Below are 23,073 nucleotides of genomic sequence, written 5' to 3'. Positions count from 1 at the left end.
GTTTTTTGTTGAGAAATTAAGATGCAAACACGACAACTCGGCCCCTTCACCGTCTCCGCCATCGGCCTGGGCTGCATGAACCTGAGCCATGCCTACGGCGTGCCGCCCCCACCCGAGCAGGCCGAGCGGGTGCTGCTGGCCGCACTGGACGCGGGCGTCACGCTGTTCGACACTGCCGCGCTGTACGGCTTCGGCGCCAACGAAACCCTGGTCGGCAAGGTGCTGGGCCAACACCGCAGCCGCTTCACGCTGGCCAGCAAATGCGGCATGCAGGGCGTGGACGTGGCCGGCGACGGCAAGCTGGTGCGCGTGATCGACGGCCGGCCTGCAACCATCAAGGCCACCTGCGAGGCCAGCCTGCGCCGCCTGCAGACCGACGTGATCGACCTGTACTACCTGCACCGCTGGGACAAGAAAGTGCCGATCGAAGACAGCGTGGGCGCGCTGAGCGAGCTGGTGCGCGCCGGCAAGATCCGCGCCATCGGCCTGTCTGAAGTCTCCAGCGCCACGCTGCGCCGCGCGCATGCCGTGCACCCGATCAGCGCGGTGCAGACCGAGTACTCGCTGTGGACGCGCAACCCCGAGATCGCCGTGCTGCAGGCCTGCCGCGAACTCGGCGCCGCGCTGGTTGCGTTCAGCCCGGTGGCGCGCGGCTTTCTGTGCGGCGCGGCGATCGACGTGAACGCGCTGGAGGCCAAGGACATCCGCCGCGCCATGCCGCGCTTTGCACCCGACAACCATGCCGCCAACCTCAAGCTGCTGCCGGCCTATCACGCGATCGCGCAGGAAGCCGGCTGCACGCCGGCCCAGCTCGCGCTGGCCTGGCTGCTGCACCAGGGCGAACACATCATTCCCATTCCCGGCACCACCAGCGTCGCGCATCTGCAGGAAGATCTGGGCGCCGACAAGGTCACCCTCGGCGCCGATGTGCTGGCGCGCCTGCAGGCCCTGATCAACCAGAAGACCGTGGCCGGCGCCCGTTATAGCGCGCAGAGCGCCAGCGAAGTCGATACCGAGACTTTCTGACGCGCCATTCGGCATCGGCGTGCGGATCGGGGAAGTGCCCCCGGCAGATCCCGGCGTCTCAGAAAGGCAGGCCGACGTAGTTTTCGGCCAATGAGCCCATCGCCTTGTCCGACGAGAAAAGGTAGTCCAGCTCGGTTTGCTGCAGCCTCTGCTCGTAAGAGGTGCTGTCCGGAAACGTGTGCAGCATCGTTGTCATCCACCAGGAAAAGCGCTGGGCTTTCCAGACACGGGCCAGCGCCTTGGCGGAATAGCCGTCCAGCCCCGAATCGTCACCGCTTTGGTAGTGCGCCATCAGCGCGTGGTAGAGGTAGTAGATGTCCGATGCGGCGCTGTTGAGCCCGCGGGCGCCGGTGGGCGGCACGATGTGCGCGGCGTCTCCCGCGAGGAACAGGTTGCCATAGCGCATCGGCTCGGCCACAAAGGAGCGCAACGGCGCTATGGATTTTTCGATGGACGGGCCGGTGATGAGACGTGCCGCGACGTCTGCTGGCAGGCGGCGCTTGAGTTCGGCCCAGAACCGGTCGTCGGTCCAATCCTCCACCGAATCGCTCAAGGGCACCTGGATGTAATAGCGGCTGAGCGTTTGCGAGCGCAGCGAGCACAGTGCAAAACCGCGCTCGTGCCTGGCATAAATCAACTCGGGCGACACAGGTTTCGTGCGCGACAGCACGCCGAGCCAGCCAAAGGGATAGGCCTTTTCATGCTCCTGGAGCACGTCGCGCGGAATGGACTTGCGGCTGACGCCATGAAAGCCATCGGCACCGATGACGAAGTCGCAGTCAATGCGCACGATGTCATCGCCATTGCGGTAAGTCACCCAGGGGCTGCCCGACTTGAGATCGTGGAGTTGAACGTCCTCGGCGTTGTGGATGACGACGCCCTTCATGCGATCCCGCGCCTCGTACAAATCCCGGGTCAACTCGGTCTGGCCGTAGACCACCACAGAACTGCCGCCGCTGTACTTGTGCAGATCGACCCGGGTCTGCGTGCCATCGTGGGCAATGAAAAAACCTTCGTGAATTTCGCCTTCGCGGTCCATCCGTTCGCCGCACTGTGCTTCGCGCATCAACTCCGCAAAACCATGCTCGAGCACGCCGGCGCGGATACGCCCGAGAACATACTCGCGGCTTTGCCGCTCCAGAATCACCGTATTGATGCCCTTGAGGTGCAGGAGCTGGGAGAGCAGGAGCCCGGAAGGGCCGCCGCCGATGATGCATACGCTGGTTTTCATGGAAGTCTCCTAAATGAATAGGTCCGATGCGAGGTTGAACAAGGCAAGAATATGTGCAAGGCGACGCGCCATCAATGCCCAAATACGTCCAGTACTTGTACGATTCGAACATGAAGCTACACAACGGCATCGTTCTGTCCCAGGGCTTGTTCGGGGAGTCCACGCTGTTGCCGGACGTTGTGCACTGCGAGACGATTGCCGCGCGTTCGTCGCTCTACGACTGGGAACTCGCCCCGCACCGACACGACAGGCTGCACCAGGTGATCCTGTTCCAGGCGGGTGCCGGCGTGGCCCATCTGGACGGCGGCGCCTACCCATTCGGGCCGATGACGCTGATCAACGTGCCACCGGGAATCGTCCATGCGTTCTCCTTCGAGCCGGATTCGCAAGGCTTTGTGGTGACACTGGCCGACGAGGTGCTGGACTTCATTTTGACGGGCGTCGGTGACGTGCGATACACGCTGGGGCAGCCTTTGGTCTGTCCCGCCGAGCCTGGGTTGAGCGCACTCGTGCAGCAAATCTGGCACGAATTCAACAGCCTGACGAGCGCCCGCGCCTTGATTCTTCGCAGTCTGTGTGCCACCTTGCTGGGGCTGGTGGCGCGCACCGTCTCGCAATCCGGCCCGGCCGATGCCAAGTCGGAGCAGATGAATTTCCTCGAACGCTTCGAGGCCCTGGTGGAAGAGCATTTCCTGCAACACTGGGGCGTGGCCAACTATGCGCGGGTGTTGTCCATTTCGCCAACGCACCTGGGCCGCATCGTCCGTGCGGCGACGGGCGAAGCCCCCTCACAACGGATCAACGCCAGGGTACTGCGGGAGGCCCGGCGCAAGCTGGCCTATACCAACCTGCGTGTTTCAACCATCGCCTACGAACTGGGCTTTGCCGACCCGGCCCATTTCAGTCGCGTCTTCACGCGCGCGGCAGGCGTGTCTCCTCGAACCTTCAGGAACCAGGTTGCCGGACCTCATGGCGCGGCTGCCGCGCCAACCACCGCCTCGAGCTGATCACGCAGCCAGCGGTGCGCGGCGTCGTGCTGGTAGCGCACGTGCCAGATCATGTACATCGGCAGGGCGGGGCAGGGCACGGGGGGCTCGGCGCTGGCCAGGCCGCGCAGCGAGTGCGCTTGCAGCAGGCCGGGCACGGTGGCCAGCAGGTCGCTGCCGCGCAGGAAGGCGCCCAGGCCGGCGAAGCCCGGCACCATCACGGCGAAGCGGCGCTGCACGCCGCGCGCGGCCAGCCACTGGTCGAGGTCGAGCGCGCGGCGCGGCTCGTACAGCACCGTGATGTGGTCGGCCGCCAGGTAGTCGGCACGGCCCCGCGGCGCGGCGCGCACGGCCGGGTCGTAGAACACGCGGTAGCGGTCCTCGAACAGGCGCTTTTGCAGGATGTCGCTGCCCTCGGGCGGGCGCGGGCTGACGACGAGCTGGCAGTGCTCGTGGCGCAGCATCTCCAGCGTCGGCACGTCGGAGGGGATGACGCGCAGCGCCACGCCCGGCGCCTGCGCGCGCAGCCGCGCCACGAGGGACGGCAGCAGCACGTCGCGCTGGAAATCGTTCGCCGCGATGGTGAAGGTGGTCTGCCAGCGTGCCGGATCGAACTCGCCGGAGCGCGCAAAGCGCTCGAGTTCGCCGAGCAGCTCGCGCGCCTGCGCGGCCAGCGCCTCGGCCCGCGCGGTGGCCACGATGCCGCGCCCCGATTTGACGAACAGCGCGTCGCCCGTGATGCCGCGCAGCTTGTCCAGCAGGTGGCTCACGGCAGACTGGGTGACGCCCAGCCGCAGCGCCGCGCCGGTGATGGAGCCGGCTTCCACCACGGCCACCAGCAGTTGCAGCAGCCGCGCGTCGAGATCTGACCAATCGAATTTACTCATACATCCCATGATCATTCATCTGTTTATCTTTAGCAATGGGGCCGCAATACTGCGGGTGTAGCAAGATTCCAACTCAGGAGATTGACGTGACCACTCCGCTTCCCAAAATTCCCGGCACCACGCCGTTCGACGGCGTGCAGGCGCAAAAAGGCTACGCGCTCAACAAGATGTGCTTCTCGTTCAATTCGGCCGGGAACCGCGAGGCGTTCAAGGCCGACGAGGAGGCCTACATGCGCCAATACGGCCTGAACGAGCAGCAGGCTGCGGCCATCCGCGCGCGCAACGTGCTCGATCTGATCGCCGCTGGCGGCAATGCCTACTACCTGGCCAAGTTTGCCGGCATCTTCGGGCTGGACATGCAGGACATCGGTGCCCAGCAAACCGGCATGAGCAAGGAAGAATTCCGGGCCAAGCTGCGCGCGGCGGCCCACCCGTAAACCGTCAACAGGACCAACATCATGGCAAAACTCATCGGCAGCGTGGGCACCTCCCACATTCCCGCCATCGGCGGTGCGATCGCCAAGAACCTGCAGCAGGACCCGTACTGGAAACCGTTCTTCGACGGCTTCCCCCCGATCCGCGACTGGCTGGACACGGCCCGGCCCGACGTGGTGGTGATGTTCTACAACGACCACGGCCTGAACTTCTTTCTCGACAAGATGCCCACGTTCGCGGTCGGCGCGGCGCAGCAATACAACAGCGCCGACGAAGGCTGGGGCATCCCCACGCTGCCACCGGTGCAGGGCCAGCAGGACCTGTCGTGGCATGTGATCAATACGCTGATCGAGCGGGAGTTCGACATCGTGACCTGCCAGGAAATGCTGGTGGACCACGCCGTGACGCTGCCCCTCAAGCTGCTCTGGCCCGATAGCTGCCCGGTGCAGATCGTGCCCGTCTGCATCAACACCGTGCAATTCCCGCTGCCCTCGGCACGCCGCGTCTACGCCATGGGCCGGGCCGTCGGCGAGGCGATCCGGTCCTGGGACAGCGACAAGAAGGTGCTGGTGATCGGCTCCGGCGGCCTGTCGCACCAGCTCGACGGCGAGCGCGCCGGCCATATCAACAAGGCGTTCGACCTGCAGTTCATGAACAGCCTGCTGACCAACCCCGAGTGGGTGACGCAGTACAGCATTCACGAACTGGTCGAGAAGACCGGCACGCAGGGCGTGGAACTGCTGATGTGGGTGGCCATGCGCGGCGCCCTGAGCGCCGGCGGCACCTCGAGCCTGCGCAAGGTGCACAGCAACTACCACATTCCCATCTCCAACACCGCCACCGGCCTGCTGGCGCTCGAAGCGGTCTGAGCCGCCGTGGGGCCAAGACGGCCTGGTCGATCTTCACGAAGCCTCGCGGAAATGTGAAACGTGCCCATGTCGTAGACACCTTGGCGCGCTAAGCAGTTTGCCTAGGCCGCTACGCTTTTCGGCCAAGTCGTAGAAACGGTTGCCTTCACGGTTTTCTTCGGCCATGCGGAACACCTCGGCAATGGTGGCCCGACTTCGCGGCCGCCAGCCGAGTCGCGCCAGTTCGGACTCGACCAGCATGCGCATGGCGCTGGGCCGCGTCGGGATCACGAGCAGGATCGCCCGCCAGCTCGCGCAGCGTGATCGGGGCCGCGCACCCGGCCAGCTCCTCGCGCGCGCTCGACCTGGTGCAGGATGCCGCGGCTCGACCTCGAGCAGCCGCACCTGGCGGCTCAGCGCCGGCTGCGCCACATTCGGCACGACGAAGGCGCGCGTGAAGCTGCCGAACTCGGCGACCCGCACGAAATACTCGATTTGTCTTTAATCCATATCAAGCAATTATTGAATATCGTTGATTTCGCCATGCCTAAATGATATAGCTGATAGTCTTTTCGCCCACTTCTTCTTCGGCACCCGGACGGCCACAATCCATCACGCAAGACCATCGCGCCGCGTCCGTTCATGCAGGGCGAGCGATGGCCCCCACGGCGAACCGGCCGCTTGCTGCGATCGCCAGCGTCGCGCAAGGCCCGGCCCGCCGAACGACAGGAGACGACCATGACCCAGACTCCCCGCGCCCGCACCATTGACGTGCAGACCTTCATCAACAACCATCGGTTCTCGCCGTTCCAGTGGACGATCTTCGGCCTGTGCCTCGTCATCGTGATGCTCGACGGCTTCGACACCGCGGCCATTGGTTTCATCGCGCCCTCGCTCATCGGCGAGTGGGGCGTGTCCAAGCCCGCGCTGGCGCCGGTGCTCAGCGCCGCGCTGTTCGGCCTGGCGGCAGGCGCCCTGTCGTCCGGGCCGCTGGCGGACCGCTTCGGCCGCAAGCGGCTGCTCGTGGTGTCTGTGCTGGTGTTCGGCGTGGCCTGCCTGGCGTCGGCCTTTTCGACCAGCCTGGGCGAACTCACGGTGCTGCGCTTCGTGACCGGCGTCGGGCTCGGCGCGGCGATGCCCAACGCGGTCACGCTGATGAGCGAGTTCTGCCCGGACCAGCGCCGTGCGACCCTGACCAACACCATGTTCTGCGGCTTTCCGCTAGGTGCGGCGCTCGGGGGCTTCCTGGCCGCCTGGATGATTCCGCAGTGGGGCTGGCGCAGCGTGCTGCTGCTGGGCGGCGTGACGCCCCTGGTGCTCACGCTGCTGCTGCTCCTGCTGCTGCCCGAGTCGGTGCGCTACTTGGTCGCCAAGGGCCGGCCGGTCGAGCGCATCCGCGCGGTACTTGCCCGCATCTCGGCCAGCGCGGCTGATGCCGGGTCGTTCGTCATGAGTGAAACCAAGCAGGTGGCGCCGGGCAAGAGCGGCCTGGGCGTCGTGTTCTCGCGCAGCTACGCCGTGGGCTCGCTCATGCTGTGGCTGGCCTATTTCATGGGGCTGGTGATCTTTTACGCGCTCATCAACTGGATGCCCATCCTGTTCAAGGACGCCGGCCTGGCGCCCAGGACGGCCACGCTCATCTCGGCCCTGTTCCCGCTGGGGGGCGTGGGCGCCATCTTCTTCGGCTGGCTGATGGACCGCTTCAACGGCAACCGCATCATTGCCGTGGGCTTTGCGCTCACGGCGGTGGCGGTCTACACGATGGGCCAGACGGCCGGCAGCGTCGGCGCGCTGGTGCTGGTGGTGCTCATCGCAGGCACCTTGATGAACACCGCCCAGTCGTCCTTGCCGGCGCTGGCCGCGGGCTTCTATCCCACGCAGGGGCGCGCCACGGGCGTGGCCTGGATGCTGGGCATCGGCCGCTTCGGCGGCATCGCGGGCTCGTTCCTCGTGGCCGAACTGTCGCGTCGCCACATGAGCCTGTCCGGGATCTTCACCGTGCTGGCCGTGCCGGGCCTGATCGCGGCACTGGCCCTGCTGGTCAAGCAGTTCTCGCACCCCGAGAAAGGGTCGGCCGGCGCCTCATCCCGGGGTGAGGCGCTCGGCCACTGAAGCGCGCGCGCCGGCGCGGCCAGACCCGGCGCTGAAGCCAGGAGTCGCCACTGGACAGCGCCATCACGTGGACCTTGGACAGCAGCGGCACCTCGCCAAACGCTAAGCTGGCCAGCGTCTTGGTCGGATCGAGTCGGGACTTGAGGTGGCGCTCGGTGCGCTGCTTGCCGCGTTCGATCAGTTGTTGTGGGGGTGTTCTACAACGACCACGTCCCGATCTCCAACACCGCCACCGGCCTGCTGGCGCTCGAAGCGGTCTGAGCCGACGCACCGCCCGCACCCTGCTGCGAGCTGTGCGCGTCAGGCCGGCTCCAGGCCGTGGCGCCCCCTAGAATCGGTTGAACAGGGAGCCCCATGAGCCAACTTCTCATCAACGACTATCTCCGTCAACTCGATGTCATCAAAAAGGCCAGCGGCAGCCAGCGCGAAACCATCGTGCGCGAGGCCTTCAAGGATTTGCTCAAGGCCTGGGGCCGTCAGCACGACCTGATCTTCCTGGCCGAATACCCGCTCAAGACCGCTACCAGGACCAACATTGCCGTCGATGGCGCGCTCCTGCACGAGCTGCGCATGCCGCTGGGCTACTGGGAAGCCAAGGACGCGGACGACGACCTCGATGCCGAGGTCAGCAAGAAATTCAAAAAAGGCTACCCGCAGGACAACATCATCTTCAGCGACGACGCCACCGCCGTGCTGTGGCAAAACCGCCAGGAGGTGCTGCGCTGCGACATGACCGACACCGAGGCGCTGGGCAAGCTGCTGAAACTCTTTTTCAGCTTCGAGCGGCCCGAAATCGCGGGCTTTCGTGCCGCCGTCGAGCAGTTCAAGACCGACCTGCCCGCCGTGCTGCAGGCGCTGCGCCAGATGATCGAGCGCGCGCACGACGCCAACGCCAGCTTTCGGCAGGCCGAAGAAAAGTTTCTGCTCCATGCGCAGGAGGCCATCAACCCCGCGCTCACCGATGCCGACGTGCGCGAGATGCTGATCCAGCACATCCTGACCGACGAAATCTTCGCCAAGGTGTTTGACGACAGCGACTTCCACCAGCACAACAACGTGGCGCGCGAGCTGTACGCGCTGGAAGGCGCGTTCTTCACCGGCGCGCTGAAGAAGCAGACCCTCAAGGGCCTGGAAACCTATTACGCCGCCATCCGCGCCGCCGCCGCGCAAATCGGCAGCCACGGCGAGAAGCAGACCTTCCTCAAGGTCATTTATGAGAACTTCTACAAGGTCTACAACACCAAGGCCGCCGACCGGCTCGGCGTGGTCTACACGCCGGGCGAGATCGTGCGCTTCATGATCGACGGCGCCGACTGGCTGTGCGAGAAGCACTTCGGCAAGAACCTGATCGACAGGGACGTGGACATCCTCGATCCGGCCACCGGCACGGGCACCTATATCTGCGAGCTGCTGGAGCACTTTCGCGGCCAGCCGAAAAAGCTGGCGCACAAATACGCGCACGAGCTGCACGCCAACGAGGTCGCCATCCTGCCCTACTACGTGGCCAACCTGAACATCGAATCGACCTACGCCGCCATCACCGGCAGCTACGAGGAGTTTCCGAATCTGTGCTTCGTCGACACGCTCGACAACGTGGGCCTGCACACCGCCGTGCACGGCACCACGGCCGACATCTTCGGCAGCGTGAGCGAGGAAAACGTCGCCCGCATCAAGCGCCAGAACGGCCGCCGCATCAGCGTCGTCATCGGGAATCCACCGTACAACGCGAACCAGGCCAACGAGAACGACAACAACAAGAACCGCGAGTACCCGCAGATCGACGCGCGTATCAAGCAGACCTACATCGCCGAGAGCACGGCGCAAAAAACCAAGCTCTACGACATGTACGCGCGCTTCTTCCGCTGGGCCAGCGACCGGCTCAGCGAGAACGGCGTGCTGGCGTTTGTGACGAACCGCAGCTTCATCGAGAGCCGCACCTTCGACGGTTTCCGCAAGACCGTGGCGCAGGAGTTTGCCGACATCTACGTGGTGGACCTGGGCGGCGACGTGCGCGCCAATCCCAAGCTCAGCGGCACCAAGCACAACGTGTTCGGCATCCAGACCGGCGTGGCGATCAGCTTCATGGTCAAGAAGGTCAGCGGCACGAAGGACAAACGCCTCGCCCGCGTGCATTACGTGCGCCGGCCCGAGATGGAAACCGCCGAAGAAAAGCTTGCGTTCCTGGCCAGCCACACGATGCGCAGCCTCGACTTCGACGAAGTGCAACCCGACAAATCGGCGAACTGGGTGAACCTGACGAACAACGATTTCGACGAGCTTCTCTTGCTTGCCAGTGACGAAGTGAGAGGGACAATAAAGCCAACACTCGAAAAGGCCATTTTCAAATCGTACGCACTTGGAATCAATACAGCCCGGGATGATTGACTCTACGATTTTGAACGAAAGTCGTTGATTGATAAAACGGAATACTTGGTTAAAGAATTCAACAAGCATTCACCGGCAGCAACGATTTTTGATGAGTCCATCAAATGGTCCGAAGCCTTGAAGCTCCGACTAAAGTCGGGCAAGAAAGCGGCGTTCGACTCTTCCAGTTTTCGCACTGTTACCTATCGACCATTCACGCCGCATTACCTTTTTGATTCTTCCTTGTTCATCGACCGTCGGTCAGGCATTGATGAGTTTTATCCGGCAGGTGCCAAGCAGCCAAATCCGTTGATTTGCATGATTGGAATTTCGACACCCAAGCCGTTCTCACTTCTTGGGTCGGGGGTGCCTGTTGATCTTCATGTAATTGGCGCGGGTTCTGGTGCGAGTTATTTCCCGATGTATCGCTATAGCAAGACCGGCGAGTGCGCGGACAACATCACCGACTGGGCGCTCAAGCAGTTCACGGCCCGCTACAAGGGCGGGGAGCCCTCACCCCAGCCCTCTCCCAGCGGGAGAGGGGGTAAAACCGGCGCGCGCAAGATCACGAAGGAAGCCATTTTTCACTACTGCTACGCCGTGCTGCACGACCCGGTGTACCGCGAGAAGTACGCGCAGAACCTCAAGCGCGAATTCCCGCGCATTCCGCTGTACGGCACATCTGCCGCCGACTTCTGGCAATGGGCCCGCTGGGGCGAGGCGCTGATGGCGTTGCACATCGGCTATGAAAGCATCGAGCCGTTCCCGCTCGTGCGCACCGATACACCCGACGCCCGGGCTCGCGCCGCCGGTCTGGCGCCCAAAGCCCTGCTGCGCGCCGACCCGGCGGCTGGCAGCATCACGCTCGATTCGGAAACCACGCTGCGCGGCATCCCGCCCGAGGCCTGGACCTACAAGCTCGGGAATCGCTGCGCGCTCGACTGGGTGCTCGATCAGTACAAGGAAAAGAAACCCAGGGACCCAACCATCCGCGAAAAATTCGACACCTACCGTTTTGCCGACTACAAGGACAAGGTCATCGACCTGCTGGCGCGTGTGACCACGGTGAGCGTGGAAACGGTGAAACTGGTGGACGCGATGAAGAGCGCCCGCCGCTAACCGAACGACCCGAACCCAACCCGACCCGACCTATAACCTCCCATGTCAGACCCCACCCGTTCCCTGAATCTCCTTGGCGCCACCAATTTCCGCGACCTGGGCGGCTATGCCGGCCAGGACGGACGGCCGCTGCGCTGGCGCCGGCTGTTCCGCTCGGACCATCTGGCCGCGTTGACGCCCGACGACGTGGCGGTGCTGTCCAGCCTGGGCCTGGCGCGCGCCTACGACTTGCGCGGCGAGGCCGAGAGCGCGGCGCTGCCGTATGCGCTGCCGGGTGTCGCGGTGCATGCGCTGCCGATCGAGCCCACGGTGGTGCAGCGCCTGAAGGAGCTGCTGGAATCCGGCCACCAGCTCACGCCCCAGGACACGGTGCGCCTGATGCAGCAGACCTACCGCGGTTTCGTGCACGACAACGCGGCGCGCTTTGCGGCGCTGTTCGGCGATCTGCTGGAGAGCGACGCGCCGCTGGTGTTCCACTGCACGGCCGGCAAGGACCGCACCGGTTTCGCCGCGGCGATGATCCTGCTGGCGCTGGGCGTGCCGCGCGCCGTGGTGATGCAGGACTACCTGCTGACCAACGAGCTGTTCCGCATGCCGCACGGCAGCGCCCCCGGCCGTGCGCCGCAGGAGGTGCTGGACGTGCTGTGGCGCGTGCAACCCGACTTTCTGGACGCGGCGCTGCACGCCGTCGAGGCCGACTACGGCGGCGTCCCGGCGTACCTCGAGAAGGCGCTGGGTGTGGGATTGAGGGAGCGCGAGCGGCTGGCGGCGCTGTATCTTCAGCCGCCGGGTTAGCCGCGGCGCTTCCAAAAACATAGCTGCTAGCGCAGGTGGGATAAGGGCTACAGGCCGATTTGACCTCAAAATCGGGCGCGTCACCGACAGACGCCGCCATGAGGTGAGACGGCTATTTGGCCGCCTTTTGCGCCGCCAGCGCCGTCGGATTGGGCGTGGGCTCGGCGATCTTGCGCAGCCGGTTGCGATCGGTGTGGTGAAACGCCTCGCTCTGGCCGGGGATGGTCAGCAGCGTGTCCTGCTCGTACGACCACGTGCCATCCGCGTGGATGTCGACCTTGATCGTGTAGCGGTCCGTGCGAAATGCCTGCTCGAGAAAAGGGTTGGAGACGATGCCGTTGGTGAGCGAACCGCGCACGGCCTCCAACGTGAATGAGGTCGCATCGGGGCTTGCCTGGCCGACGGCCATCGCGGTCTGGCCGCGGGGAATAGACAGCGTCAGCAGCAGGGCGTGCGTGGCGGGCTCCCATAGCCAGTAGCCGACCTGGTCGTGAAAGGTCTCCGGATCATCCGGCTTGAAAATCTGCGTGTGATAGCGCAGCCCGTAGAAAAGCTGCGGCCCGTTGGTCTGGGCGTCGATCGGCTGGAGTTCGTAGCGCTCGACGAACCGCTGATGCTCGGGGCCGTCAGGCTTGGGACTCACGTCTTCGCCGCCGGCGCTGGACCAGATGCCGGCCATGCGGGTCAGCGGCCCGAGGTTGGCCAGCGTGTCGGCATCCGGTTCGGCTTCGGTGTAGATGTCTGCGGGGTAGCGATGCATTGACAAGGACTCCAGGTGAGGAAAGGGAACGATATGGGCCTGCGCAGCTCGTCTCAGACCTCAACTTCAGGGTAAGTTTCGACGTACGCCTCGTCACCAACCCCATAGTAAGTGCAGGTCCGTCCGACCAGGTCGACGTCATACTTCACGACGCCGGCTTTCCAGCTGGCCATGAGGAATTCCGGAAATGTGCTGCGTCCCGATTGATCCGTCCGCAATGCAGCGATGAGCGCCTCGCGATTGAACGGTGGCACATCGGCCATGCCGTCGATCAATGGCGTGCCCTGGACTGCCACCGGGCCCATTTCGGTCAGGTAGACGCTTTGGCACGCAGGCAAAAACCAGAGGTTTCGTGTGATGCCTGCTCTGCGGAGCGTCTCGGCCAGATACGGAAACCCGCCTGTCTTCGGACGTCCAGCCATTCCCCGTTGTTGGGCTGTTTTCAGGTTCTCGATGGCATCGTTCATGAAGATTCCTTTCGCACTATCCGAGGTCTAACGCCGGCTGGAATGCCTTGGTGGAGCCGTATATTTACCACTGTCAAGTCGTCGCCACCAGCAGTTCCTCCGAGTCATTTGGCGGGCGCAGGCCATCGGTCCTGCCCGCGAAGTAGCGTCGGGCCAGAGTGGTGGCGGGCACGTGCCGGACTTCTTTGAAGCCGGCTTCGCGGGCCAGTGCCAGCATCTCCGCCGGCGTGAAGAAGCTGATGAAAGGCGTCCCGCTGGCGCGTGCCCCTTTCTCCGCCATCTGAAATCCGGGCCGCACTTCAGGTGCCATGAGTGCCAAAGGCAGCAGGAACGTCATGGCGAGCGTAGACCCCGGGGCGAGCGCCGCGACCTGGCGCAGCGTCGCCGCAATCGCGTCCCGGGTGAGGTACATGCTGACGCCGGTGGAGGCCACGACCGCCGGCTGGCCGGCATCGAAGCCAGCCGCCACCAGAGCTTCCCACCAGGCGTCGCCCGCCTCGAAGTTGACTGGCACGAAGCGCAGAAATGAACGAACGCCGAAGCCGAGTTCGGACAAGCGCCGCTGTTTCCAGGCCTGCGGGCCTGGCGGATCGACCTCGAATATCCGCAAGCCGGAGGCGATCTCCGGCCGGCGCTGGGCGAAGGTGTCCAGGCCGGCGCCAAGGATGACGTACTGGCTGACGCCATGGCCCGTCTGTTCCACGACCAGATCCTCGATGAAGCGGGCACGGGCGACGATGGAGGCGCGAAAGAGGCTGGTGCCCTTCGGATCCATGTCCGGACGGCCGCGCCAGTCTTCCATCGGGGCCGCCAGTTGCAGGCCGATCTTGTCTACGAACACGTGCGGCGGTGCGTCGACCTCAAGATGCAGGGCTCGCCACAGGGCGACCCGCACCGCCGTGTTGTCTGGGGCCTCGATTTGCTTTTTCTGCATGATGCTGAAGGCTACGCCTTCTTCGAAGGTTTCGACTTGCCGGAACTGTTGAGGGCAACCGCCTGGCGAACGAGCGCCTTGAAGGCGAACTCGTCAACGTCTTCGCCCTCAAAGATGTCGATCGCGCGGCGTACTTTTCCGTCGAGACTCGCGTTGAAGAGTCGGGCCGGATCCTCCAAAGACGCGCCCTTGGCGAAGGTCAGCTTCACCTTGTCCTTGTAGGATTCGCCCGTGCAGAGGATGCCGTCGTGCGACCAGACCGGCGTACCCATCCACTTCCACTCCTCGACGACCCCCGGGTCGGCTTGCCAGATGAGCCTGCGCATCCTGCCGAGGGCTTCACCGCGCCAGTCCGCCAGTTCGGCGATTCTTTGCGAGATGAGCTCCGGTGCCGGCTGGCCTTGGTTCGCGTCCGGCTTTTTCATGTTCCTGGTCAGGCGGGCTCCAGGCCATTGCGCCGCTTGATGTCGGCGGCTGCGGACGAGACCATGAAGTCGAGCAGCTCGCCGACCGCTGGCGCCTGTGTCGACGTGACCGACAGGCCCGCCGAGAACGTGGTAACGATCTGGATCGCCGCCGGCAGGGGGCCCAGCACATCGATGCCCTCCTGGTGAATCAGCTCGCTCAACTGCTGGAACCCGAGTTCGACCTCGCCCCTGGCCACCAGCGAGCCCACGGGAACGCCGGGCGGCGCCTGCACGATGCGGCTCCTGATTGTGTCGGCGATGCCCCAGCGCTCGAACAGCGTCGCCAGGTGCAGGCCGCTGGGGCCGGTCGAGTAGCCGAGGCTGCGTGCCGCCAGGACCGCCTGCCGGACGGCTTCTTCGGAGTCGATGTCGGGCCGCGCGGCGCCGGCCCGCACCGCGATGGAAACGCCCGAATGGACCAGGTCGACCCGGCTGCCGGGCACGATCCTGCCCGCTTCGATCAGCTTGTCGATGGCATTGGCCGCGAGCACGACCACGTCGAACGCCTCGCCGCCCTGCACGCGCCGGGCCGCGTCGACGCCGCCCACCGACTCGACGCTCACCTGCTGCGGGGAGGTCTGCTGGAATTGGGCGACAAGGTCGGCCAGCACTTGCCGGGTCGCCATCGATGAAATGATGCTGATGTTGGATGCCATGGGCCACCTTGGATGCGTTGCGGGCCGGGTCCGGCGCCGAAAGAGATTATTTAAGCACAGCCCGCCGGCGCTGGCGCGAGTTGCGCCGATGCGCGCAATGTGGCGGCGTGGGTATAGTCGCGCCACTGCGATGGAGACTGCTTATGCGCATTCGTATGCTCTGTCTGGCGGGGGCTTTGCTGGTTCTGGGCTGTGCCGCATCGCCGCCGGTCCAGACATCCGCCCCGCGGGCCCAGCCCGAGGTTGCCCGCCTGTCGCTGCTGATCGACGGCAAGCCGACCGAGGTGGTCGCGGAACTCTACAAGCCGGCCGGCGCAGGCCCGTTTCCGCTGGTCATCTTCTCGCACGGCCGGGCCGGCTCATCCGTGGGTCGCGCCCGGCTGCGGGACCCTGTCGCGGTCGCTCATGGGAATTACTGGCTGCGCCGCGGCGTGGCCGTGGTGGCGCCGGAACGCCCGGGTTATGGCGAGACCGGTGGTGCGGACGTCGAGGACTCCGGTGCCCACTGGCGCGGCGCGCAGTGCTTCGGCAACCCGGACTACACCCGCACGGCGGAGCATGCGCGGCGCACGGTGCTGGCGACCTACGAATGGGCGCTGCAGCAGCCCTGGGTGCGCAAGGACCGCATCCTGCTGGAGGGCCAGTCGGTGGGCGGCATGACCACGATCGCTACGGCGGCGCTGAACCTGCCGGGCGTGGTCGGCGCGGTGAATTTTTCCGGGGGCGCCGGCGGCAACCCGCATAGCTCGCCGGGCCGGAGCTGCATGCCGGACCACCTGACCGAGACCTACCGCCAGTTCGGCCGGCAGGCCAGGGTGCCGAGCCTGTGGCTGTACGCGCAGAACGACCAGTACTGGGGGCCGAAGATGCCGGGCATCTGGTTTCAGGCGTACCAGGCCGGCGGCAGCGACGCCGAGCTGGTGACGACCGGGCCGGTGCAAGGCTACGACGGCCACCAGCTGCTGCTGCACGGCGGGCCGATGTGGCGGACGCCTTTGGACGCGTTTGTGAAAAGGGTCGGGCTGCTCGCGCCTTGAGCGCGCGGTCACGGCTGCGGCTCGCCGCAACGCGCCAGGTGCGCCACCAGCAGCCGCGCGGCGGTCGAGAGCGTGGCTTCGTCACGCACGCAGATGGCAAAGCGCCGCTGGGCCCAGGGGTCGGTCAACGGAATGATGGCCAGGCCAAAGGCTGCGGCGTAGGGCTGCGCGAGTTCGACCGGCAGCACGCTGATGGCCAGGCCGGCCCGCACCACGCGCAGCGCCGCCTCGAAGGTGGCCACCACGACGCGGTACTTGATCGACTGGCCGGTGCGCGCGGCGGCGCGCTGCAGCATGATCCGCACCGCGCTCGATGGCGGCAGGCTGACCTGCTCGTAGCCCAGCGCCTGCGCCAGGCGCAGGGTCTTGTGGCGCGCCAGCGGATGCGCCTTTGGCGTGACCACGGCCAGATGGTCGCTGCGCCAGGGGTGGGTGTGCAGCCCCTCCAGGTCGGCGTTGTCCCAGCAGATGCCGACCGAGGCGCTGCCTTCCTTGAGTCCGCGCAGCACGCCGCTGCTGACCCGTTCCTCGATGTCGATCTGGATGTCGCGATGCGCCGGATCGGTCAGAAAGGCCGCCACGTCGTCGGCCAGCGATTCGGCGATCGCCGAGGCCGTGGCCAGGATGCGCACCTGCCCCTTGACGCCGGCCGCATAGGCGGCCATGTCGCGCTCGATCTGGTCGGCGCTGGCCAGCATGGCGCGCGCGTGCTCCAGCAGCGTCTCGCCCGCGGGGGTGGGAACGACGCCGCGGCGCCGGCGCAGCAGCAGCGGGGTGCCCACCGTGTCCTCCAGGGCGGCCAGCCGCTTGCTGATGGCCGAGCCCACGATGCTGGCCTGCTCGCCCGCGCGCGCGATGTTGCGGGTCTCGCACACCGTCACAAACAGGCGCAGGGTGGTCAGGTCGAGGTCGCGCATGGCAAATTCCTTTTGCCAAGATTTTATGAAGTTCCAATTGGGAATCTTAAGGTTTCCAAAATTGATTTTGTGAATCATCAAGGAATTTCTAAACTGCGCCCATTCCTTACCCAACTGCCCGGAGACACCGCGTGGCCGCTTCTGATCCTTTCCCCTTGCCGCGCGAGGCCACGATCCGCGAGGTGGGTCTGCGCGATGGCCTGCAAAGCATTGCCCGCGTGCTGCCCACCGCGCAGAAGATGGCGTGGATTCGCGCCGCCCATGCGGCCGGCCAGCGCGAGATCGAGGTCGGCTCGTTCGTGCCCGCGCGGCTGCTGCCGCAACTGGCCGACACGGCCGAGCTGGTGACCTTTGCCAAAAACCTGCCGGGGCTGTTCGTCTCGGTGCTGGTGCCCAATCTCAAGGGCGCCGGGCGCGCGATCGACAGCGGCGCCGACCTGATGATCGTGCCGCTGTCGGCCAGCCACGCGCACAGCCTGGCGAATCTGCGCAAGACGCCCGACGAGGTGGTGCAGGAGGTGGCCCGCATCCGCGCCGCGCGCGATGCCGCGGGCTCGAAAATGATCCTGGAAGGCGGCGTCGGCACGGCCTTTGGCTGCACGCTGCAGGGCGAAGTCAAGGAGGGCGAGGTGCTGCGCCTGATGCAGGCCCTGCTCGACGCCGGCGCCGACCGTGTGAGCCTGGCCGACACCGTGGGTTACGCCGACCCGGCCAGGGTGCACCGCCTGTTCGGCAAGGCGCGCGCCCTGGTCGGCGACCGGCTCTGGTGTGGCCATTTCCACGACACGCGCGGACTGGGCCTGGCCAATGTGTATGCGGCGCTGCAGACCGGCGTGACGCGCTTTGACGCGTGCCTGGCCGGCATCGGCGGCTGCCCGCATGCGCCCGGGGCCAGCGGCAACGTCAGCACCGAAGACCTGGCCTACATGCTGCGCAGCATGGGCATCGCCACCGGCGTGGACCTGTCGGCGCTGCTTGCGCTGCGCCAGCAGGTGGCCGGCTGGCTGGACGGTGAAACCCTGCACGGTACGCTCTGGAAGGCCGGCCTGCCGAAAACCCTGGCCAAAGTCAGCCCCCATCCCAGCCTTCCCCCAGCGGGGGAAGGAGCAGGAAGCGCACATTCGCGCGGGCCGTCCGCCGTACCCCCTCCCCCCTTGGGGGAGGGCTGGGGTGGGGGCAGCTCCCCGGCGCGCTCGTTGCCCCTCAAAGGCCTGCGCGTCGTCGAATTCACCCACATGGTGATGGGCCCGACCTGCGGCATGGTGCTGGCCGACATGGGGGCCGAGGTGATCAAGGTCGAGCCGATCGATGGCGACCGCACGCGCCATCTGCTGGGCGCAGGCGCGGGCTTCTTCCCCATGTTCAACCGCAACAAGAAAAGCATCGCGATCGACCTGCACCACCCCGCCGGCGCCGAGGTCGCGCGCAAGCTGGCGGCCAGCGCCGACGTGGTGGCCGAGAACTTCAAGCCCGGCACCATGGGCAAATACGGGCTGGACTATGCGAGCCTGAGCCAGGTCAACGAGCGCCTGATCTACGTCAGCCACAAGGGCTTCCTGCCCGGGCCGTACGAGCACCGTACCGCGCTCGACGAGGTGGTGCAGATGATGGGCGGCCTGGCCTACATGACGGGGCGCCCGGGCGACCCGCTGCGCGCCGGCAGCAGCGTGAACGACATCATGGGGGGCATGTTCGGCGCCATCGGTGCCCTGGGCGCGCTGATCCAGCGCGGCATCACCGGGCGCGGCCAGGAGGTGCAGAGCGCGCTGTTCGAGAACAACGTGTTTCTGGTCGGCCAGCACATGATGCAGTACGCCATCACCGGGCAGGCTGCGGCCCCCATGCCCGAGCGCATCTCGGCCTGGGCGCTGTACGACGTGTTCACCGTGAAGGACGGCGAGCAGATCTTCCTGGCCGCGGTGAGCGATGCCCAGTGGGTCACGTTCTGCGACGCCCTGGGCTTTGCCGACCTCAAGGCCGACCCGCTGCTCGCCACCAACAACGACCGCGTGCGAGCCCGCACCACGTTGCTGGCCGACCTGCGCACGCGGCTGGCCGGCTACAGCGCGGCCGAACTGACGGCCATTTTCGAGCGGCACGGCCTGCCGTTTGCGCCGATCCGCAAGCCCGAGGAACTGTATGACGACCCGCACCTGCTGGCCACCGGCGGCCTGGCCGACGTGCGCCTGCCGGACGGCGCGCGCGCGGGCCAGACCGCCAGGGCCGCGCTGTTCCCGATCACCATGGACGGGCACCGCCTGGGCGTGCGCCTGCAGCCGCCCATGCTGGGCGAGCACACGGCGGGATTGCTCGCGGGCCTGGGTTACGACGCGCAAGCCATCGAGGCCCTGCGGGCGCAGGCCGCCGTCGCCTGATTTTTTTCACGATCACATAAGGAGACTTCCATGACACAGACTTCACCGGCCCTTTCCCGGCGCAAAACCTTGAGCCTGCTTGGCAGCATGGCGTTGGGGGCGGGCGCCCTGAGTTCGCCCGGGATGCTGCTGGCGCAGATCAGCGAGCGGCCCGTGCGCTTCATCCTGCCGGTGGCGGCCGGCTCCGGCGTCGACACGATCATGCGCGCCACCAGCGCGGCCCTGGCGCAGGCACTCGGTCACCCGGTCGTGATCGAAAACCAGGCGGGGGCGGGCGGCATCGTGGGCACCGCCGCCATGATCAAGTCGGCGCCCGATGGCTTCACGCTGAGCGTGGTGTCGAACAACCACGTGATTTTCCCGAGCGTGTACAAGACGCTGCCGTTCGACCCCATCAACGACATCACCCCGATCTCGGTGCTGGGCTCGACGCCGATGGTGCTGGTCGTCAATCCGGTCAAAATCCACGCCACCAATTCGAAGGAACTGGTGGCGCTGCTCAAGGCCAGGCCGGGTGCGTACAACTACGCGTCATCGGGCAACGGCACCATCCTGCATCTGGCGGCCGAGATGTTCCTGCAGGAGGCGGGCGTGCAGGCCCACCACATTCCGTACAAGGGCGTAGGCCCGATGATTTCCGACCTGATCGGCGGCCAGGTGGACATGGGCGTGCTGTCGCTGCCGTCCGTGCAGGGCCACCTCAAGAGTGGCGCGTTGCGCGCCATCGGCACCTCGTCGCCGCACCGCCTGGCCGCGGCACCGGAGATTGCGACCTTTGTGGAACAGGGGCTGCCCAACTATCTGGTGGACGGCTGGTTTGCCGCGGTCGGGCCCAAGCGCCTGCCGGCGCCTGACGTGCGGCGCATCCACGCGGCCTTTGTCACGGCTTTCAGCGCGCCCGAGGTGAAGGACGCCATGGCCCGGCAGGGCAACACCATTTCAACGACGACGCCGGAAGCGGCCGCCGCCTTTTTCCGCTCGGAGATGGTCAAGTACGCGAAGCTGGTGAAGACGGCGGGTATCGAATTGGCGTAGGCGCAGTAGGCGAGCCCGCTGGCGCTGCGCCATGCAACGCTGTGTGCGAGTCTTTGGATGCTACAAATAAAATAGCGCCTCACGCTCGATGGATAAGGGCTTGAGGCGCTTTTGGCTCATGGATCCCGGGTCAGACCCGGGATGACAGCAGGGCAAGGGATGACGGGCGGTTGCCTGCCATGGCGACGGATCAGAGCGTATCGATGAAGCTGCGCAGCTTGTCCGAGCGGCTCGGGTGCTTGAGCTTGCGCAGCGCCTTGGCCTCGATCTGGCGGATGCGCTCGCGCGTCACGTCGAACTGCTTGCCGACTTCTTCGAGCGTGTGATCGGTGCTCATCTCGATGCCGAAGCGCATGCGCAGCACCTTGGCTTCGCGCGGCGTCAGGCTGTCCAGGATGTCCTTCACCACGTCGCGCAGGCCGGCCTGCATCGCGGCTTCCAGCGGTGCGGTGTTGGCGCTGTCCTCGATGAAGTCGCCCAGGTGCGAATCGTCGTCGTCGCCGATCGGGGTTTCCATCGAGATCGGCTCTTTCGCGATCTTCATGATCTTGCGGATCTTGTCTTCCGGGATCTCCATCTTGGCCGCCAGGATGCTGGCGTCAGGCTCGAAGCCGAACTCCTGTAGATGCTGGCGCGAGATGCGGTTCATCTTGTTGATGGTCTCGATCATGTGCACCGGGATGCGGATGGTCCGGGCTTGATCCGCGATAGAACGAGTGATGGCCTGGCGGATCCACCACGTGGCGTAGGTCGAGAACTTGTAGCCGCGCCGGTATTCGAACTTGTCCACCGCCTTCATCAGGCCGATGTTGCCTTCCTGGATCAGGTCCAGAAACTGCAGGCCGCGGTTCGTGTACTTCTTGGCAATCGAGATCACCAGGCGCAAGTTGGCCTCGATCATTTCCTTCTTGGCGTCGCGCGACGAAGCCTCGCCTTCGTTCATGCGCTTGTTGATGTCTTTCAGCTGGAACAGCGGCACCACCACGCGCGACTGCAGGTCGGTCAGGCGCTGCTGCAGTTCCTGGATCGGCGGGATGTTGCGCGCCATCACCGTGCTCCACGGCTTGCCGGCGGCGGCCTGCTTTTCCACCCATTTCAGGTTCAGCAGGTTGGATGCCACGCGGTGCCCGTGCTTGTCGAAGCCGCTGAAGTCGCGGATGAAGTCTTCCTGCGGGAAGCCGCATTTGTCCACGATGATGCGGCGCAGCTCGCGCTCCTTCTTGCGCACGTCGTCGACCTGGCTGCGCAGCATGCCGCACAGCTTCTCGATGGTCTTGGCGGTAAAGCGGATGGTCATCAGCTCGTCGGACAGGGCTTTTTGCGCCTTGACGTAGGCCGGCGTGCCGTAGCCTTCCTTGTCGTAGATCTTGTGGACCTTCTCGAACAGGCCGCGCAGCGTGTCGAAGCGCGTCAGGGCCTCGCGCTTGAGCTCTTCGAGCTTCTTGGTCAGCGCCTTGGAGCCGCCCTTGCCGTCGTCGTCATCCTCTTCGTCGAATTCGTCGAAATCTTCTTCGGCCACGTAGTCGTCGGCCTCGTTCGGATTGGAGAAGCCGTCCACGATGGTGGAGATCACCACCTTGCCGTCGCGGATGTCATCGGCCATGCGGAACACCTCGGCGATGGTGGCCGGGCTTTCGCTGATGGCCTCCATCATGCGCATCAGGCCGCCCTCGATGCGCTTGGCAATCTCGATTTCGCCTTCGCGCGTGAGCAGCTCGACCGTGCCCATTTCGCGCATGTACATGCGCACCGGGTCGGTGGTGCGGCCGAATTCGCTGTCCACCGTGGACAGCGCGGCCTCGGCTTCTTCCTCGGCTTCTTCCTCGGTCGCGGCGGTCGGGCCGGTGTTGTTCAGCAGCAGGGTTTCGGCGTCGGGGGTCTGCTCGTAAACGGCCACGCCCATGTCGTTGAGCATGGAAATCACGACTTCCAGCGTCTCGGCATCGACCAGCTTGTCGGGCAGGTGGTCGGAGATCTCGCCGTGCGTCAGGTAGCCGCGCGTCTTGCCGAGCTTGATCAGGGCTTTGAGGCGCGAGCGGCGCTTGGCCATGTCTTCTTCCGACAGGACGGTCTCGTCCAGCCCGAATTCCTTCATCAGCGCGCGTTCCTTCGCCTTGCTGATCTTCATGCGCAGCGGCTTGACCTTTTCGGTGGTCGCCACGGGTTCCTCGGCAAATTCGGCTTCCACGTCGCTCAGGTCGGTATCGTCGCCAGCCGCCTTGATGCCGGTCTTGGGCTTGCGGCCGCGCTTGGCATCTGCTGGAGGCGATGCGTCGGCTGCGGCAGGGGCGGCCTTGGGCGGGCGCCCGGGCTTTTTCTTCGGCGCTTCTTCGGCCACGACGGCGGCCTTGGCGGGTTTTTTCAGTTCTTCTTTGGCGGGCGACTTCGATGCGGGCACGGGATGGGCTTTCGTTGTGGGCTTGGCAGCCGGTTTGGCAGCAGGGGAGACGGGCTTCGCGGACTTTTGAGCAGGCATGAATAAACCTCAAGGCTTCAAGGCAGGACAAACAAAAAAGCGGGCGCCGCAAACTCCCGGCGCGGGCAACGTGACGAAGGGGCAAACCCCCGGACGTTTTCTATCTGCAAGATGTGTGGGCGAACATTTGGGATGCAATCCTTGCG

The 23,073-nt window shown here is 65.5% G+C and carries 20 protein-coding genes and 3 pseudogenes; 12 read left to right on the top strand and 11 right to left on the bottom strand.

Features of this window, described 5'->3' with window-relative positions:
- Positions 1–21 precede the first annotated feature (21 nt).
- The gene (locus tag B0E49_RS04750; protein WP_077560812.1) at positions 22–1,026 is read left to right on the top strand and encodes an aldo/keto reductase; all 1,005 of its coding nucleotides are present in this window, start codon (positions 22–24) and stop codon (positions 1,024–1,026) included.
- 58 nt (positions 1,027–1,084) lie between these two features.
- Here B0E49_RS04750 and pobA read toward each other — a convergent pair whose 3' ends face one another.
- Positions 1,085–2,257, bottom strand: a complete 1,173-nt coding sequence (gene pobA / locus B0E49_RS04745; protein WP_077560811.1) for a 4-hydroxybenzoate 3-monooxygenase — start codon at positions 2,255–2,257, stop codon at positions 1,085–1,087.
- A 110-nt stretch (positions 2,258–2,367) separates the two neighbouring features.
- Here pobA and B0E49_RS04740 point away from each other — a divergent pair, with 110 nt between their 5' ends.
- Positions 2,368–3,264 (top strand): helix-turn-helix domain-containing protein, encoded by an 897-nt coding sequence (locus tag B0E49_RS04740; RefSeq protein ID WP_286137804.1) that lies wholly within the window; start codon positions 2,368–2,370, stop codon positions 3,262–3,264.
- Here the strand turns inward: B0E49_RS04740 and B0E49_RS04735 are convergent.
- Positions 3,225–4,139: a LysR family transcriptional regulator gene (locus B0E49_RS04735; protein WP_217349216.1), complete on the bottom strand. Its 915-nt coding sequence runs from the start codon at positions 4,137–4,139 to the stop codon at positions 3,225–3,227. The genes B0E49_RS04740 and B0E49_RS04735 overlap by 40 nt on opposite strands.
- A gap of 77 nt (positions 4,140–4,216) precedes the next feature.
- On the opposite strand from B0E49_RS04735, the gene B0E49_RS04730 reads away from it, so the two are divergent.
- Both B0E49_RS04730 and B0E49_RS04725 read left to right on the top strand, forming a co-directional pair.
- Positions 4,217–4,567 (top strand): protocatechuate 4,5-dioxygenase subunit alpha, encoded by a 351-nt coding sequence (locus B0E49_RS04730; RefSeq protein ID WP_286137802.1) that lies wholly within the window; start codon positions 4,217–4,219, stop codon positions 4,565–4,567.
- 21 nt (positions 4,568–4,588) lie between these two features.
- A complete protein-coding gene (locus B0E49_RS04725) occupies positions 4,589–5,434 on the top strand; it encodes a class III extradiol dioxygenase family protein (protein ID WP_077560807.1) in 846 nt (281 codons plus the stop codon).
- A gap of 33 nt (positions 5,435–5,467) precedes the next feature.
- Here the strand turns inward: B0E49_RS04725 and B0E49_RS21055 are convergent, their stop codons facing one another.
- Together B0E49_RS21055 and B0E49_RS21050 are read right to left on the bottom strand one after the other, a co-directional pair.
- The gene (locus B0E49_RS21055) at positions 5,468–5,680 is read right to left on the bottom strand and encodes a hypothetical protein (protein ID WP_502688695.1); all 213 of its coding nucleotides are present in this window, start codon (positions 5,678–5,680) and stop codon (positions 5,468–5,470) included.
- 62 nt (positions 5,681–5,742) lie between these two features.
- Positions 5,743–5,908: pseudogene (locus B0E49_RS21050) on the bottom strand (LysR family transcriptional regulator); the annotation flags it as partial.
- 243 nt (positions 5,909–6,151) lie between these two features.
- Between B0E49_RS21050 and B0E49_RS04715 the strand changes: the two are divergent.
- The 4 genes and pseudogenes from B0E49_RS04715 (at position 6,152) to B0E49_RS04705 (ending at position 11,803) form a co-directional block, all read left to right on the top strand.
- Complete coding sequence (locus B0E49_RS04715) at positions 6,152–7,525, top strand: MFS transporter (RefSeq protein ID WP_077560806.1); 1,374 nt, start codon at positions 6,152–6,154, stop codon at positions 7,523–7,525.
- A 354-nt stretch (positions 7,526–7,879) separates the two neighbouring features.
- Complete coding sequence (locus B0E49_RS20680) at positions 7,880–9,910, top strand: Eco57I restriction-modification methylase domain-containing protein (protein WP_217349215.1); 2,031 nt, start codon at positions 7,880–7,882, stop codon at positions 9,908–9,910.
- Positions 9,911–9,925: 15 nt separating this feature from the next.
- Positions 9,926–11,008, top strand: a pseudogene (locus B0E49_RS20675) (type ISP restriction/modification enzyme); the annotation flags it as partial.
- 42 nt (positions 11,009–11,050) lie between these two features.
- On the top strand, positions 11,051–11,803 hold the full coding sequence (locus tag B0E49_RS04705; protein WP_077560805.1) for a tyrosine-protein phosphatase: 753 nt from the start codon (positions 11,051–11,053) through the stop codon (positions 11,801–11,803).
- 112 nt (positions 11,804–11,915) lie between these two features.
- Here the strand turns inward: B0E49_RS04705 and B0E49_RS04700 are convergent, their stop codons facing one another.
- The 5 genes from B0E49_RS04700 to B0E49_RS04680 all read right to left on the bottom strand — a co-directional run bounded on the left by B0E49_RS04700 (position 11,916) and on the right by B0E49_RS04680 (position 15,087).
- A complete protein-coding gene (locus B0E49_RS04700; protein ID WP_077560804.1) occupies positions 11,916–12,563 on the bottom strand; it encodes an FABP family protein in 648 nt (215 codons plus the stop codon).
- A gap of 53 nt (positions 12,564–12,616) precedes the next feature.
- Positions 12,617–13,030: a DUF1398 domain-containing protein gene (locus tag B0E49_RS04695; RefSeq protein ID WP_077560803.1), complete on the bottom strand. Its 414-nt coding sequence runs from the start codon at positions 13,028–13,030 to the stop codon at positions 12,617–12,619.
- Between the two features lie 73 nt (positions 13,031–13,103).
- The gene (locus B0E49_RS04690; RefSeq protein WP_077560802.1) at positions 13,104–13,964 is read right to left on the bottom strand and encodes a class I SAM-dependent methyltransferase; all 861 of its coding nucleotides are present in this window, start codon (positions 13,962–13,964) and stop codon (positions 13,104–13,106) included.
- A gap of 11 nt (positions 13,965–13,975) precedes the next feature.
- The gene (locus B0E49_RS04685; protein ID WP_077560801.1) at positions 13,976–14,389 is read right to left on the bottom strand and encodes a DUF1801 domain-containing protein; all 414 of its coding nucleotides are present in this window, start codon (positions 14,387–14,389) and stop codon (positions 13,976–13,978) included.
- A gap of 8 nt (positions 14,390–14,397) precedes the next feature.
- Complete coding sequence (locus B0E49_RS04680; protein ID WP_144264443.1) at positions 14,398–15,087, bottom strand: substrate-binding domain-containing protein; 690 nt, start codon at positions 15,085–15,087, stop codon at positions 14,398–14,400.
- 143 nt (positions 15,088–15,230) lie between these two features.
- On the opposite strand from B0E49_RS04680, the gene B0E49_RS04675 reads away from it, so the two are divergent.
- Positions 15,231–16,124, top strand: coding sequence for a dienelactone hydrolase family protein (locus B0E49_RS04675; protein ID WP_077560800.1), 894 nt, complete (start codon positions 15,231–15,233; stop codon positions 16,122–16,124).
- A gap of 8 nt (positions 16,125–16,132) precedes the next feature.
- Here the strand turns inward: B0E49_RS04675 and B0E49_RS04670 are convergent, their stop codons facing one another.
- A complete protein-coding gene (locus tag B0E49_RS04670; RefSeq protein WP_077560878.1) occupies positions 16,133–17,041 on the bottom strand; it encodes a LysR family transcriptional regulator in 909 nt (302 codons plus the stop codon).
- 131 nt (positions 17,042–17,172) lie between these two features.
- Between B0E49_RS04670 and B0E49_RS20835 the strand changes: the two are divergent.
- From B0E49_RS20835 to B0E49_RS04660, 3 genes and pseudogenes are all read left to right on the top strand, one after another.
- Positions 17,173–18,027: pseudogene (locus B0E49_RS20835) on the top strand (hydroxymethylglutaryl-CoA lyase); the annotation flags it as partial.
- A gap of 168 nt (positions 18,028–18,195) precedes the next feature.
- Positions 18,196–19,416: a CaiB/BaiF CoA transferase family protein gene (locus tag B0E49_RS20830; protein WP_286137808.1), complete on the top strand. Its 1,221-nt coding sequence runs from the start codon at positions 18,196–18,198 to the stop codon at positions 19,414–19,416.
- Positions 19,417–19,446: 30 nt separating this feature from the next.
- Positions 19,447–20,451 carry a Bug family tripartite tricarboxylate transporter substrate binding protein gene (locus B0E49_RS04660; RefSeq protein ID WP_077560798.1) on the top strand — a complete coding sequence of 335 codons (1,005 nt, stop codon included), beginning with the start codon at positions 19,447–19,449 and terminating at the stop codon, positions 20,449–20,451.
- A gap of 190 nt (positions 20,452–20,641) precedes the next feature.
- On the opposite strand, the gene rpoD is transcribed toward B0E49_RS04660, so the two are convergent.
- Positions 20,642–22,927: an RNA polymerase sigma factor RpoD gene (rpoD, locus tag B0E49_RS04655; RefSeq protein ID WP_077560797.1), complete on the bottom strand. Its 2,286-nt coding sequence runs from the start codon at positions 22,925–22,927 to the stop codon at positions 20,642–20,644.
- Positions 22,928–23,073: the final 146 nt, after the last annotated feature.

Origin of the sequence: Polaromonas sp. C04 (genome assembly GCF_002002705.1) — a bacterium.
Classification (GTDB): domain Bacteria; phylum Pseudomonadota; class Gammaproteobacteria; order Burkholderiales; family Burkholderiaceae_C; genus Rhodoferax_A.
The sequence above is the reverse complement of the archived record's forward strand: the minus strand, read 5'-3'. Positions and strand labels throughout refer to the sequence as shown.